This window comes from Pseudoalteromonas sp. SR45-6 (assembly GCF_014163545.1).
In the GTDB taxonomy this organism is placed as follows: Bacteria; Pseudomonadota; Gammaproteobacteria; order Enterobacterales; family Alteromonadaceae; genus Pseudoalteromonas; species Pseudoalteromonas rhizosphaerae.
The window spans coordinates 1-14,439 of sequence record NZ_JACJDM010000074.1 but is presented as its reverse complement, the minus strand read 5'-3'; the positions used below and the strand labels follow the sequence as shown (position 1 = coordinate 14,439).

Here is a 14,439-nt window from a genome sequence, read left to right as displayed (position 1 = left end):
CGGCGGATCTACGCAGCGTGCTTAGGCACATCAGAGCGGGTCATTAGCTCAGTTGGTAGAGCAGTGGACTTTTAATCCATTGGTCGATGGTTCAAGTCCATCATGACCCACCATTCTTTATTCGTAGAATAGTAGAGTGGTTATAATCGGCGGATTTACGCAGCGTGCTTAGGCACATCAGAGCGGGTCATTAGCTCAGTTGGTAGAGCAGTGGACTTTTAATCCATTGGTCGATGGTTCAAGTCCATCATGACCCACCATTCTGGTTTATTCAATTTCAGTTTATCTGACTCCCAGTTAGTAAATTCATATCGCTTCATATAAAAAGCAAAAAACACTTACATAATCATCGTCAAGCTAAATATAATTGCGTTAATCAAATTGCTTTGCTCACCATTACTGTTATTTAGTTTTATATTCTCGTATAATCCGCCCCATAATTGCACTGTAGATTAAGTGGTCGAGAAATGAATTTAGCTCAAACTATTATGCCTGAAGGTTATATCTTTCCTCCTAAACCAGCTCCATTGAATAATGATGAGCAGGCGCAATACAAAGCACGTATCAAACAATTATTGATTGATAAAAATGCCGTATTGGTTGCCCATTATTATACTGATCCTGAAATTCAAGCGCTTGCAGAAGAAACCGGTGGTTGTGTTGCTGATTCGCTAGAAATGGCTCGCTTTGGTGCTAAGCACGATGCCGACATGATTATCGTTGCCGGTGTACGTTTTATGGGTGAAACAGCAAAAATACTGACACCGAATAAAACCGTGGTTATGCCAACACTAGAAGCAACCTGTTCGCTTGATATTGGTTGCCCAATTGATGAGTTCTCTGCGTTTTGTGATCAGCACCCTGATCGTAAAGTAGTTGTATACGCAAATACATCAACTGCCGTTAAAGCTCGCGCTGATTGGATTGTTACCTCATCGTGTGCCCTTGAGATTGTTGAGCACCTAGATGAAATGGGTGAAAAAATCATTTGGGGCCCAGATAAACATTTAGGTGCCTATATTCAAAAGAATACTGGCGCTGATATGATCATGTGGAATGGCGCATGTATCGTGCATGACGAATTTAAAACCAAAGCGTTAAAAGACATGAAAGCGCTGTACCCTGATGCTGGCGTTTTGGTTCATCCAGAATCACCAGCAGAGATTGTAGCGTTAGCTGATGCAGTAGGTTCAACCAGTCAATTGATCAAAGCGGCACAAACGATGAACAATCAAAAGTTTATTGTAGCTACAGATCGCGGCATTTTTTATAAAATGCAGCAGTTATGCCCAGATAAAGAATTTGTTGCCGCCCCAACGGCTGGCGAAGGCGCAACCTGTAAGAGTTGTGCGCACTGCCCGTGGATGGCAATGAACGGCCTCAAAGCGATTGAGGAAGCGTTATTAGATGCAACTGGCAAAGAAGTGTTTGTAGATATGGACCTTCGTGAAGGCGCACTCAAGTCGCTTAATCGGATGCTCGACTTCTCAGCGTCACTCCAACGCTAAACTAGGCTATAAAGATAAGGCCGCTGGTATTGCTATCAGCGGCCTTTTTTGTTTGTTTACTAGGCAGTTAACAGGCAAAAGGGAAAAACACCTTGCACCGCCGCGCGCTATTTCATACTATTACGCCGCGTTATACATTAACGCCTGCGGTGAGGTGGCTGAGTGGCTGAAGGCGCACGCCTGGAAAGTGTGTTTAGGTTAATCCCTAACGAGGGTTCGAATCCCTCCCTCACCGCCATTATTTAATATTAAGACGTCTCATGACGTCTTTTTTGTGCCTTCAGTAAAGTTAAATCAATATGTTAGCGTCTTTTCGGGTCCTATGGCATCCCATCCAAGCGCAGAGTTTTAGTATACCTTCTGGTATCCCAGCTAAAATGTGCCATACTCAGGTATACTATAAATAGTTAAAGTGTGACCTAATGGCAAGAAGTGTAAAGCAACTTACTGATACTGAAATTAAAAAGTCCAAACCAAAAGAAAAAGACTATGTTCTTTCTGATGGTAATGGGCTGCAATTAAGGGTGCGCAGTACAGGCGCTAAAACGTGGAACTTTAATTATTATCATCCAATTATTAAAAGTAAGCGTATTAACATGGGGCTTGGTAAGTACCCTGATATTTCTATTGTTAATGCTAGGAAGCTCGCGCAGGAAGCTCGAGAACTAGTTGCTTTAGGCACTGATCCTAAAGAATGCCGAGATGCAACCCTTGCTCACAAACGAGCAGAGGAAGAGTTAACACTCAATAAAGTAGCTTTAGAGTGGTTTGAAGTGAAAAAGCCAGATTTTACCAAAGCCCATGGTGAAGATATTTGGCGTTCGTTAAATAATCATATTTTGCCCATAATAGGTAAATACCCCATAGGTAAAATCACAGCACCACAAGTAATCAAAATATTAAGGCCTATTGAAGCAAAAGGGACTTTAGAAACTGTTAAACGATTGAGCCAACGTTTAAATCAGGTTATGACATACGCAGTTAATAGTGGCTATATTCAAGCTAACCCGCTTGCTGGAATAAAAGAAACATTTAAAAAGCCACAAAAGCAAAACATGCCTTCGTTAAAACCAGAAGAGCTGCCTGAATTGATGCAAACGCTTGCAACGGCGTCAATTAAACGAGTAACTCGCTTTTTGATTGAATGGCAGTTACATACCCTCACTCGCCCTGGTGAAGCAGCCGGTACGCGTTGGGATGAAGTTGATTTTGAGAATAAACTTTGGATTATCCCAGCTGAACGTATGAAAAAGCGCAGAGAGCATGCCATTCCTTTATCAAATCAAGCTATAGAGTTATTAGAAGCAATAAAACCAATTTCAGGACACAGAGATTTTGTTTTTCCGTCAGACAGAAACCCCAGAAATCATATCAACAATGAAACAGCTAATATGGCTCTAAAACGCATGGGGTTTGAAGGCCGTCTAGTAAGCCATGGCTTGCGCTCGCTTGGTAGCACCATATTAAATGAGCATGAATTTAATCCAGATATAATAGAAGCTGCACTTGCGCATGTAGATAAAAACCAAGTTCGCTCTGCTTATAATAGAGCTGAATACATAGAAAAACGCAGAGAGCTAATGAATTGGTGGAGCGACCATATAGACAAAGCATCTCTAGGGTCTTTATCTGTATCGTTTACAAAGCATCTATCGAAGGTAGGTTAATAGACATAACTCATTTAGCTAAACAACAGTTGTTTCTCGAAATTTAACTGATGTTAGTTGGCACACGGTTTGTAATTTATTGCTAGACATAATTTTTATCGCGACATAGACTGAGTTTAGAAAAAGGATTTTACAAGGACGTTCATAGATGAACACTTTATTTATACCCCCTAAAAATGTAATAACTGCAGAGCAACCTGCTCGTTTTAAAAGTGTATTAGCTCACAAATCAACATATTCAGTGTTTTGCCCTTATTCATAATTATTAATTAATTTTAATGATGGGCTTATTCATGCCTGAAAACATCATAATTTATAAAGGAATAATACGATGTTTATACAAAACCTCAACAAAGCTCAGCAAGAAATACTTCTTAAGTTAGCAAATGATTTAATGATCTCTGATGGTGTTATAGATCAAAGCGAAGAAGAATTGATTAGCTTTATTAAATCTCAGTGTACCGAAGGTGTATCTGAATTAGAAATTTTCAATTTAAGTGAAATCAAAGATGTCTTTGACAGTAAAAAAGCCAAAGTCTCGATGTTACTTGAGCTTATTGGACTAGCTCACGCTGATGGTGATTACGGTCAAGAAGAAAAGGTTTTTATCAATGAAATAGCTTCAGTACTAAACATAAATGAAGCTAATTTAAATGAATTGGAAAATTGGGTTAGACGTCAACTCGATTTGGTGAACGACTCAGTTATGCTCATGGAGGAATAATTATGCCATTACCTTTACTTTTCGTTGGGGCTGCAGTTGCTCTTGGTGGTTATGGAGTTAAAAAAGGGCTAGATGCTAAGTCTGACTATGATGAAGCTGATAGCATTAATAAGAGAGCTAGAAATATATTTGATGATGCAGAAAGTTCTTTAAACTCAAAGCGTGAACAAGCAAATAGTTCAATGTTGGCTTTAGGAAGGACAAAATTCGATATATATGAGAATTCGCTATTAAGTTTCGTTAAAAGCTTTAGTCAAATTAAAAATATTAACTTTAATGACAGTGATATAAAAGGTCTAGAGTCATTACCGGGTGTGGATAAAGCTGATTTAGAAAGTTTAAGCAGTTCAGTATTATCAACTCATGATGTTTTGTCAGGAGGTGTTACAGCTCTTGGTACTGGTGGATTAGCTGGTTTGGCTGCATATGGTGGGGTTGGTTTCTTAGGCACTGCATCAACAGGTACTGCAATAGGGTCGTTAACCGGTGTAGCAGCTACTAATGCTACTTTAGCTTGGTTAGGTGGTGGTTCATTAGCTGCAGGTGGCTACGGTATGGCAGGTGGTGCTGTTGTACTGGGTGGCTTAGTTGCTGGTCCGGTATTAGCTGTTGGCGGTATGATGCTCGCTTCTAAAGCTGAAAGCGCAAAAATTGATGCTTATTCAAACCGTGATAAAGCGCTACTAGCGGCTGAACAGATGAAAACAGCTGAAGTAGTAACTGAAGGTATTCATCGTCGTTTTGAAGAAGTTAATGATGTACTCCTACGATTAAATAACTTCTTTACGCCTATGCTAAAAGAGTTTTGTGCCCTAGTAGAGCGAAATATTGATTATTCAAGTTACGCAGACAATGATAAAAAACTAGTTTTTAAGGTAGCTGCAACAGCAAAAAGTATAAAGAACTTACTTGAAGTTGTAATAATTAACGAAGATGGCAGCTTAACAAGTCAGTCAAACAATATTGCAAGCTTTGGAACGGCTCTTATTGAAGGACAGCATCCAGATCTAGCAAGTTTAGAATCAAACATTGAACACGTTGATTTAAAGAAAGAGCCTGAGCCTAAAAAGGATTTAGAGCACTATATCCGTGAGGTAAGTAGTCATATTGATGATCAAAAGTGGGTATATGCTTTATCACACGGTAAAAAGCTTAGAGATAAAACCGCAGCAGCTGTAAAATCGTATGCTCATGAAGACTATGAAGTTGATAGTGATTATAAGAGTGAGCCTTATGGTTTATTAGTGCTTATTGATACAACTCTTTTTGGTAGTGCCAAAGATGGTTTTTTCATAACTGACACGCATATTTATGGCAAGCCTTCTTACAATGATCGATTTAGCATTGAGATTAAGAAAATTAAATCAATAAGGGTTGATGAAGATGACAGAGAGTTGGCCATAAATGGTGACTATTATGGCTATACACATACTGAAATTACTCCAGCGATAAAATTGATTGTGAACGCAATTAAAAAATATTTAGAGCAATTCAAGTAAGCTACTATGAGAGGGGGGGTATAAACCTCCCCCAAATCTTTTTAAATACATTATCAATTAATAAGCTGCTTATGGACAATACAAACTCTTCAGCGTCTATTTTGGGTGGGATTTACTCTCAACATTTAACGCAAGAAATAACAGAGCGAACATATCGGATATTTGATGATGCAAATCAGCTATCTCAGTTTGCATCTAAATGGAAAAATGTAGCTGCTGATAAGTCTCAAGGTCATATGTTTGAGCAGTTAGAGACATTAAAATTTAACTTTGATGCCTTAAAAAAAGATAGCGACTTATATGCTAAAACCACTGCTAGTATGGGTTTACCTACAGATCCAGTTGACATTATAATTTCTAACGGTAAAAAAACGATTCGAGAGATACAGGCAAAGTCTTGTAACAGCGCTGCGAGAAGTGCATTTGCATTATCTCAAGAAAAATACGATGAAATGCTACGCTTGGCCCCAAGTGATCAACACAGCAAAATAGAAGAGTTATTAAAACAAAGAATAGAAAAAGGTACGCTCAAAGCAGAAGAGTATGAACAGACACTCCGGAATCTAAAAAAGTCATTACAGCATGACAATATTGCTTCAGACGGAACAACCTACCAAGAAGCACTAGATGCAACAAATAAAGAGCAAGCAGATAAAATTGCTAACAACTATAAATTCAAATCAGCTCTTACTGATATGCACAAATCAGGTATGAAGGCAGGAGCGGTAGGGGCAGGTTTAACCGGAGGGATATCTTTATTAACAGAAGGTTACTCAGTAATAAAAGGTGAGAAAGATATTGCAGAAGCCTCTATAAATACAATAATTAATAGTGCAAAGGGTTTTGCAACCGGTTATACCGTTACGGCGATCAGTAAAGGTATCACGCATTCTTCCTCTCATTTCCTAGGCGAGCAATTAGCTAAAAGTATCACGAGATCATCTGCGCCTGTTGCAATCGCTGTTGGAGTAGTTAATACAAGTAAGCACATAGTATCTTATTTAAAAGGTGATATAGAACTAGAAGAGTTAACCGATAATATAAGTCATACAGCTATAACGGGTACTTCATCTTTTTATTATGGTGCGTTAGGCCAGTTAGCGATTCCAATTCCTGTAGTTGGCGCCTTAGTAGGGGCGGGGGTTGGTTATTTTATCGGAAATATGATCCATCAATCTGGTTTAGTTGCTTTAGGTGATAGTGCAGTAGTTAAGGTATCTAAAGATCGCAGAGACCAAATACGCGCTATTTGTTTAGAAGCCATTCCGCAAATTCAAAAAAATAGAGCTGAGCTTCAAAGCTTACTTGATGAACACTTTGCAGAAAGAAAACATATATTTGACTCGACTTTTTTAGCTATGGATTTGGCGGTCAGTAACACAGAACCAGATCAGTATATAGATGCTTTAAATTCTTTAAATGAAAGATTTGACTGTGAGTTACCATTTCAAAACTTTGCCGAATTTGATCAATTAATGCAATCAGATCAGAGTTTTGATTTTTGATGGATTTCCCATGTACTAAATGCGGTAAATGCTGCTCAAACGTAAATTTATCACCTATTACTAGTTACCTGGATAGAGGTGATGGTACTTGTGAGCATTTTGATGATAATACCAAATATTGTAAAATATACGACAATAGGCCTGAAATTTGCCGAATAGAATTGCAGTTCAACAAATACTATAAAGAAAGATTCAGTTGGGACGAATTTATAGCAATAAACTTAGAAGTGTGTGAAAAGCTACCTGAAAAGTAAAAAAAAATAGGGAAATTAAATGGCTTTAACACAAATGCAAATTATTCAATCTCTTGGAGAGGCTATGACCTGGCTATAAAGGGAGTTAAGCTGGGATGTACCTCCAACTGAGTTGAGGCACTTAACCGGTAGAATAGGCGAGCTGTACGCCGCACTTATAACGAATGGGCGCATGGCAACGGAGGTTAATCAGGCGAGTATGGCATCAAGTGCATAGCATATAAGTTAAAAAGACCGCTAGGCTGCATAGAGGCGGTTATATAAGCTTTAAGTAACCCCGTAGTAATATAATAAAATCAGCCACTTATTAAGAAAGAAATTTACTATGTTTAATAAATCTCTTTCTTAGTATAGCTTGATACTAATCTAACAAAATAGCTTTTTGCATTAGCAGTTGGTTATTTTGATAAAATGGAACATCAGTATCACCCAATATTGTTGCTGGTATATTGGCTAGTTCAGTTAAATTATCCATTGGAACAATAACAACTTTTGCGCCATTTTCTGAAAGCATGGTTACTTTATCTTCAAAGTTAATTGCGCGTTCAATAGCACCACCAACAGATATGTTTCCAAGCACTGCAAGACCCGCTTTAAGGTTCCTTTTATATAATGCTGAAACTATAGAGATATAAACCGCAGAGCCAATACCAGACGATATAGAAGCTCCTAAGAGATTTGTTACCTGTATCGTAATATCAAAGTTTTTCAGCGAGTGTTGTTCACTTAAAATCGTTTTTTCATTACCTTTAATGTATTGGTAAGTGTTCTTAATATTTTCTTTAACTGCTGTATTACTTACACCAGTTATATTTAGCTTGCCTGAACCACCTACAGCAATAGCTTCAACCCTTACTAAGGCAACATTATCACCATCGCTAGTACTGGTATAACAAACGCCAGGAGGCAGTGGGGTATTCTCAATTAAATGAGATCCTTTTTCTTCAGGTAAACCAACAAAGTGTTCTTCTTGGGTTTCTTTATCAATATATGAAAAATTAGTGTCCCAAAATTCCATGCCACCAATGCGTTTTAATTGTTCTTTTACACGTCTACGCATTTCTAAAGCAATTACTAAGTACTCTCGAACATCATCTTTGGTGTATTTACCGTCAGGATGCATTAGTTTAATAAAGCCAGAAACTGTCTTTTTCACAGGTTTAGTATCACGGGTTTTTAAATGAGCACCAAGTGAGAAAAACTCCTCAATAGCATCGGTATAAGTAATTCGTCTGAATGATTTTAATACTTCTGAGAAATAATCAGTACTAAAACCAAAGTTGGCAGTAAAATGCTTAGGTGCAAACTTAATCATTTCCCACCCTGGTAAATAAAAATGAATACGATCAAGAAATGCAGTGTCATTATTTACTTCATCAGATAATGGGCTAAACAAATGAGATGTTTGTAATACCGTTTCTACTGGTTGGTTAATGTTACCGTTAAGTATTATAGAAGCACTTCCTGTTATTTCTCCACCAGCACCAGCACGAGAGAATGATCCTGATTCCATGTAATCTTTCATCAACGGAATAGCATCACGGTCTTTAAATATCTTATCCGTTGCTTCATCGAAGCAAATAGCATCCCACTGACCTACTGATCCCACTTTACCCGTTGAACCGTGAACGAATAGCTTCGCAATAGTGCCTTGCCCACCAGAAATAAGTACCGCATAAGGTGTTAATTCTTTATAAACAAATGACTTACCTGTTGAACGAGGACCAAGTTCAATAAAGTTAAAGTTAGATTCAACCATAGGTAATAAGCGCGAAAGCAATAACATTTTAACCCTGTCAGTTACACCTTCAGCCGTAGGTTCATAACCACAACTTCTCAGTAAAAGGTTTAGCCATTCTTCTTTATTAAACTCACTACGCTTATTAACTATTTTACTGTTATCAAATGTCGATAATTGAATAGGCTTTATGTTTGTTATTACAAATGGGTAGATATTGGAGCCAATCTTAATGTCTGGATCATATTCAACATCAATGATTGCCCAAATGCCACCCATCAATATCTTTTCATGATCTTTTACTAATTTATCGCTAATGTTGCCGTTTTTAATATTACTATTTTGTAATTTAGCCCAATAAATATCCTTTTTAGAATCTAGTTCAACAGATATTTTATCGATAATTTTATAACGACCTAATTCTCTAATTTTAGAGTGAATTAATGTGCTTTCTTCAGGATTTACGTAATGTTCAGAAAGGATTTTTTTAACATTATCCATTCCTTTTTTTATTTGTCCATCATCATCAGTTGAACATGAATTGGCTATCAAATATTCCAAAACAAATACGGGGACATTTGCCCCTACCTTTATAGAACCAACAAGATCTTTTTTAACTACTAAGCCGCGGAAATGCTCTAATAACTTTTCATCTAATTCATTTAATACTGGCATTTACTTATCCTTATGGGCTAAAACAAGCCACCTAAATCGCGGTCATTGTTTTTCTTTACAATAGCCTTGTCTAATTGTTCTTTGGTTAACGCATCAAGCAACTGAATTTCAATTTCATTATTACCATCAAACGTATATTCTTTGTTGATTGTTTCCCCTTGCTTAAGGGTGAAAACATCACTCTTACCAATTTGTTCCTTTCCAAAAAACTTAACTAAATAAACTTTTCGTTCCATTTCAAAAATATTATCTTCTGATTTATCGGCTTGAATTTTTAATAAATATAACTCGCCAGATACATTTTTAAGATCCGCTTTGTTTGTAAACTTAGCGTTAAGTGAACCACCAGTTTCTGCTGTTCTCTCCCAACAAAAATAAGGTGTTATTAATTCTTGGGGTGCAGCTCCACCATGAGCAAAACCATAAACGCTTGGTGTTTTAAATGGATTCATTGTTCTTGAGAAATAATGGTAATTAAACTCTTCATATTGCTTTTCAATTTCAACATATGAGGTAGCTGAATGCTGCTTATCTACTGTACGTATATAACGTTCAGCAACATAGCTTTGACCATTTAATGTAGGTGTTATTTTGTCTGCATCAGTTAACATGCCAGTTAAAACAAAACCATGATCTGTAATTAAAAATACTTTTTGATAACCACTATTTAGCAATACAGCTATTTGTTGAGCAAAATAATCAACACTTTCAGGGAAGTACTTTAAGGCTTTGTTGTTAAGCTTATCACCCATATCATCAATATCTTTATAGGTACAAATAAGATACTGACCAGAACGAGCTTCAGAGTTAACTTCGTCTAACCTAACATAATCAATTTCAGTGCTTGGGTTTTGCTTAGTAAGGTATTTTTCACGCTTACTTTGTACTTTATCTACCATGCCATTAGCCATGTAGATTCGGCTCATGTTGTTTACCGTTAATGAAGGTAAATCAGCCATAATAATTTCATTGGTAAATTTAAAGTTATCACTTACCTTTTTAGACACTTCACAAGCAAGTTCATAAGCAACACCATCACCGACAATGATTGCCGTTTTTTGGCTGTTCTCATCAATAATACGTTGCAATATACCTGTCTGATTCTCTTGGTAGCCTTCAATATATTTAAACCACTTATCAAAAAACACATCGACTAAGTGCTTATAATAATCTTGATAAGGTGCAAGTATTTCAGGGTTATTTAAAAACTCGGTATATAAATTTCTGATAGCGGTATCAAGCTTATGGAAATGCTTGGTATAAAACTCAATACACTGTTCTCTATTACTTAAATAACCAATATTTTTATCATCAAACTCTAGCAATACTTTAATATCAGCCCAAAAGGTTGTGTTTAATGATTGTGCCTGTTTAGACTGATCACGTTGGCTAATTTTAGCCAAGTAATTAGGCAATACCGCCTTATTGTTAATATCTTTGCCAATAGCTTTTAACCACTGTTCATCAATCAATTTGAAAGGATGGTTTACATTGATGTTCCAAATATCTTGATTGCTATTTAAAATACTAGCGTTGCTATTTTTGCTTAAGTAGTTGGTGAGGTATTTATCAAATGAGCCGTCATGTTCTTTAGAGTTTAGCCATTGAACATAAACAGACTCTAAAACGGGATCGCAATCATTACAGGATAATCCATCAAACATTTTAGCTACAATTTCATCAGCTAATGTTTGTGGGGGTTTAACTATGTATTCTTGTCCAAGTAGTTCATTCACTTTTTGGTAAAAGGTTGTTAGTAGCTGGTCATCATATTTTTTATTGAAAAGAACGGGATCATGAATGAAAGGTAATAGTTCTATTTTTAAATCAAATATTTCTGATGAGCCTTTATGGCATAAGTCCATCCAATACGTTAAGTCTTTGCCAATACTTACTTTAGCGGCAGTAATCAATTCATCTTTTGGTAAATTGATATTTAAGTTTAATGCTTTATGCACTTTAGCTTTTATATAATTTTCTAAGTGACGAATATCTAAACAGCCATTTACTTCGCAATACTCACGAATGTACTTTAAATCACCTTTAGCTAAGTTTGTATAAATTACATGTTTGGTGGCTGATGGTTGCTCTTTTTCAATTAAATATTTAACATGCAGCTCTTCAATTTCTGAATTTGCCTGATGAACATTAAAGGTTTTATTTAATATATCTAATATAAACTCAGCATCCGTATGCTCATCAATAAATACAGCGACAACGTTTTTACTAAAAATCTTTTCGAGATCTTCTTTTAACCATAAATCAATCATAATGAGTTCCGTCTACCAATCTGCATTTAAGTATTTTTTTAGTTGCCCTGCACTTAGAACATCATAAGCAAGCATCTTCTTTTTCTGTAGTGGTGCAATATTTTTACCAACACCATCATCAAGAATTGGGTTATAGCCATCTTCGAGTAACTCATCAATCTTGATTTTGAATGTTTCAATTTCTTTTAACTGTTTAAAAATTTTATCTTTTTCATTTTGAGCATCAACTGACTCATTATTGGCTAAATCACTTTGACGATTTATTAGAGCACGTTCTCTATGTTCAATGTAAACAGAACGAATCCGCAGTAAATTATCACGACTCCATTTATAAATAGATATATAACAATCAAAGCCACCTTCTTTTCCACTCGATAAATGCCAAATGAAAGGGGTTTTGGGTAAGTACATAAAAAGATTTAGATGCTCGGTTAAGCTTGCAAATAATTGATTGTATAAATAGGTATTTAATGGTTGACCAATAACACTATCAAAACTCGAATATTGTGCTAAAGAAAAACCTTTTTCCCTGAATTTTTCTTCAACTCTATCTAAAAGTATTTTTTCTCCTGAGTTAGCTACTAATGGAATAATACCGTCTTCATCCTCAAATAATAACTCTCTAATCAAATCGACTAAAAACTCTAATGCTATTTTATTCATTCTTTGTTTAGGCGTAATTTTACTAGTTTTAAACCAATACCAAATATTAATTGGGTTGATTTTATTTTTAATACAGAAATCTTCCAAGTCGTTATTGCTTTGGTATAAAGTTGGAAAGCCACCTTCAATTTTAGCTCTTTCCTCATCAGAAAATGTTCTAATATCTAGTGTTTCTATAAATTCAAAAGCATCAATCAATGGAAATTGTTTATTTTCACAATATTCTTCCAAATAGGCTTTTTTTGCTATTTCACACACAGGTAATATACCAATACTTTCACCTTCTTTTGCTTTAACCATTGCTATATCAGCATCAGTTAACGAGAATATATCAAAAGCTTTCTCATTAAGAATTGCTTCCGAGATGAATATTTGAGTATGTAAGAAATTCTCCATATTTAAGAAATCACAAAGAGACTCTTTAAAGTTACTTCCATTTATTAAAGGAGATTTAGAAAAGTTATTTTCAACAAGGCTATATTTTGCCAAATACTTCATAATTTCAATATTTGTTGCAGCTATCCTTGAAATTATCTTTTTAGATTTTTTCGATTCAATAAAGGGGATTCTTTTAATATCCCCTATTTGAGTATGAACAGTTGAGTTTAAACAATCCGCAACATAATAAACTAAACTAGTATTCATTATTCCAATTGTATAGTTTAGTTCTTCAGGGGTATTTAATAATACAGCAGGACCTGACATATCAAACATGCAATCATTTTCAAGCACTCTAAATGCTACACCTTTGGAAGTTGCATCAGAATATGTAATACCAGATCTAAATGAGTTTTCCTCTGACAGTAAGCAATAATTTTTACTTTTTTTAATTTCACCGCCATTATTAATATAATTTAAGCACAACCAAACATTCCCATACCATTTTTTAAAAGGACCACCTTTAGCATATTTCATCCAATGTTCATTGGTTTCATTAAAAACTAGGTTTTTACTTTCAGAAATCTCCCACCAAAACCTTAGAAGCCTTTCGTTATTACCTGTCTTTACTCCATTTACCACATTAGAAATATTATTTATCGTCTTTTTACCAAATTTATCTCTAAATTCATCAGATATCCAATAGATAAATGGATAAGATTTTATAATTTTTAATTTAGTTTGAGGTGCAATGTAGACTAAATCATGAGATTGCCCTTTAATAAGGTTTTCATATGCCCCACAAAGAGCATCATATCGTTTTGTCTCATATAAATGATTTAATTTTATAAATATAGAGTTCCTATCACTATTACTATTCTTTTCAAGGACATATAAAGCACTATCAACTCTAGCTGAAGGATTAAACATTCCTAGATAACCCCACTCCACAAATAAGTTGATATGAGTTTTATCAATCATGAACTTCCTAACATCTTCAAATTTTTTAATGTACATAAATGTTGGAGGATGCACCATCGCAATCAGACCATTATCCCCAACAAAGTCATAACTCCTCTTTATGAAAGTCACATAAAGATTAGTATTAAATTTGTGTGGCTTTTTATAATTCAAATCTAAAAATACTTTAAGTTCTACACCAAAATCAGCACTATCCGTATAAGGAGGGTTTGCACAAGCAACGTCATACTCTGTAGTGAGTAATTCTAGAAAAGTAATTGCATCACGCGTTTTACTGGCTATAAAGGTATCTGCATCTTTACTGGCAAACTGCTCAACTGCCGCTTTTAAGTTATTAAAAAACTTTTCAGTGAAATCTTTTTGTTCACGGATATCTGCATCAGCAAACAAGTCGAGAACTTTGTCACCTTGTTTAGCTTCTAATTCTTTTAATTTCGCTTTTAGTTTTTCATCTAAACGAATGAGTGAACCAAATTTATAGGCATAACGAAGATCATTCCAAATATCTTCAATCAGTTCTTTTTGGGTATTATCTAAATTGCCACCAGCTTCAAATATATGACGCGCTTCTTCATAG

Annotated in this window: 9 protein-coding genes and 3 tRNA genes; 9 read left to right on the top strand and 3 right to left on the bottom strand. The window is 35.5% G+C overall.

Annotated features, from left to right (window positions below; all coding sequences use genetic code 11):
- Nucleotides 1-37: 37 nt before the first annotated feature.
- The 9 genes from H5158_RS20615 to H5158_RS23780 all read left to right on the top strand — a co-directional run bounded on the left by H5158_RS20615 (nt 38) and on the right by H5158_RS23780 (nt 7,157).
- Nucleotides 38-113, top strand: a tRNA-Lys gene (locus H5158_RS20615).
- Between the two features lie 71 nt (nt 114-184).
- Nucleotides 185-260 (top strand) — tRNA-Lys (locus tag H5158_RS20610).
- A 207-nt stretch (nt 261-467) separates the two neighbouring features.
- Nucleotides 468-1,508 carry a quinolinate synthase NadA gene (nadA, locus tag H5158_RS20605; RefSeq protein WP_149982565.1) on the top strand — a complete coding sequence of 347 codons (1,041 nt, stop codon included), beginning with the start codon at nt 468-470 and terminating at the stop codon, nt 1,506-1,508.
- A gap of 148 nt (nt 1,509-1,656) precedes the next feature.
- Nucleotides 1,657-1,746, top strand: a tRNA-Ser gene (locus H5158_RS20600).
- A gap of 184 nt (nt 1,747-1,930) precedes the next feature.
- Complete coding sequence (locus H5158_RS20595) at nt 1,931-3,175, top strand: integrase domain-containing protein (RefSeq protein WP_182740786.1); 1,245 nt, start codon at nt 1,931-1,933, stop codon at nt 3,173-3,175.
- A 331-nt stretch (nt 3,176-3,506) separates the two neighbouring features.
- On the top strand, nt 3,507-3,899 hold the full coding sequence (locus tag H5158_RS20590) for a TerB family tellurite resistance protein (protein ID WP_182740785.1): 393 nt from the start codon (nt 3,507-3,509) through the stop codon (nt 3,897-3,899).
- A 2-nt stretch (nt 3,900-3,901) separates the two neighbouring features.
- Nucleotides 3,902-5,398, top strand: coding sequence for a hypothetical protein (locus H5158_RS20585; RefSeq protein WP_182740784.1), 1,497 nt, complete (start codon nt 3,902-3,904; stop codon nt 5,396-5,398).
- A 71-nt stretch (nt 5,399-5,469) separates the two neighbouring features.
- On the top strand, nt 5,470-6,903 hold the full coding sequence (locus tag H5158_RS20580; RefSeq protein ID WP_182740783.1) for a hypothetical protein: 1,434 nt from the start codon (nt 5,470-5,472) through the stop codon (nt 6,901-6,903).
- Nucleotides 6,903-7,157 carry a YkgJ family cysteine cluster protein gene (locus H5158_RS23780; RefSeq protein ID WP_182740789.1) on the top strand — a complete coding sequence of 85 codons (255 nt, stop codon included), beginning with the start codon at nt 6,903-6,905 and terminating at the stop codon, nt 7,155-7,157. Before H5158_RS20580 ends, H5158_RS23780 begins: the two co-directional genes overlap by 1 nt.
- Nucleotides 7,158-7,518: 361 nt before the next feature.
- Here H5158_RS23780 and brxL read toward each other — a convergent pair whose 3' ends face one another.
- The 3 genes from brxL to H5158_RS20560 all read right to left on the bottom strand — a co-directional run.
- Nucleotides 7,519-9,570 (bottom strand): protease Lon-related BREX system protein BrxL, encoded by a 2,052-nt coding sequence (brxL, locus tag H5158_RS20570; protein ID WP_182740782.1) that lies wholly within the window; start codon nt 9,568-9,570, stop codon nt 7,519-7,521.
- A 17-nt stretch (nt 9,571-9,587) separates the two neighbouring features.
- Nucleotides 9,588-11,840, bottom strand: coding sequence for a PglZ domain-containing protein (locus H5158_RS20565; RefSeq protein ID WP_182740781.1), 2,253 nt, complete (start codon nt 11,838-11,840; stop codon nt 9,588-9,590).
- Nucleotides 11,841-11,852: 12 nt separating this feature from the next.
- The coding region (locus H5158_RS20560) for an Eco57I restriction-modification methylase domain-containing protein (protein WP_182740780.1) at nt 11,853-14,439 on the bottom strand (2,587 nt) is incomplete at its 5' end.

What these genes read in the sequence shown, in the direction of transcription:
- nadA (WP_149982565.1), top strand. Translation starts at nt 468, where the DNA reads ATGAATTTAGCTCAAACTATTATGCCTGAAGGTTATATCTTTCCTCCT.
- H5158_RS20580 (WP_182740783.1), top strand. Translation starts at nt 5,470, where the DNA reads ATGGACAATACAAACTCTTCAGCGTCTATTTTGGGTGGGATTTACTCT.
- H5158_RS20595 (WP_182740786.1), top strand. Translation starts at nt 1,931, where the DNA reads ATGGCAAGAAGTGTAAAGCAACTTACTGATACTGAAATTAAAAAGTCC.
- H5158_RS20585 (WP_182740784.1), top strand. Translation starts at nt 3,902, where the DNA reads ATGCCATTACCTTTACTTTTCGTTGGGGCTGCAGTTGCTCTTGGTGGT.
- H5158_RS20590 (WP_182740785.1), top strand. Translation starts at nt 3,507, where the DNA reads ATGTTTATACAAAACCTCAACAAAGCTCAGCAAGAAATACTTCTTAAG.
- H5158_RS23780 (WP_182740789.1), top strand. Translation starts at nt 6,903, where the DNA reads ATGGATTTCCCATGTACTAAATGCGGTAAATGCTGCTCAAACGTAAAT.
- brxL (WP_182740782.1), bottom strand. Translation starts at nt 9,570, where the DNA reads ATGCCAGTATTAAATGAATTAGATGAAAAGTTATTAGAGCATTTCCGC.
- H5158_RS20565 (WP_182740781.1), bottom strand. Translation starts at nt 11,840, where the DNA reads ATGATTGATTTATGGTTAAAAGAAGATCTCGAAAAGATTTTTAGTAAA.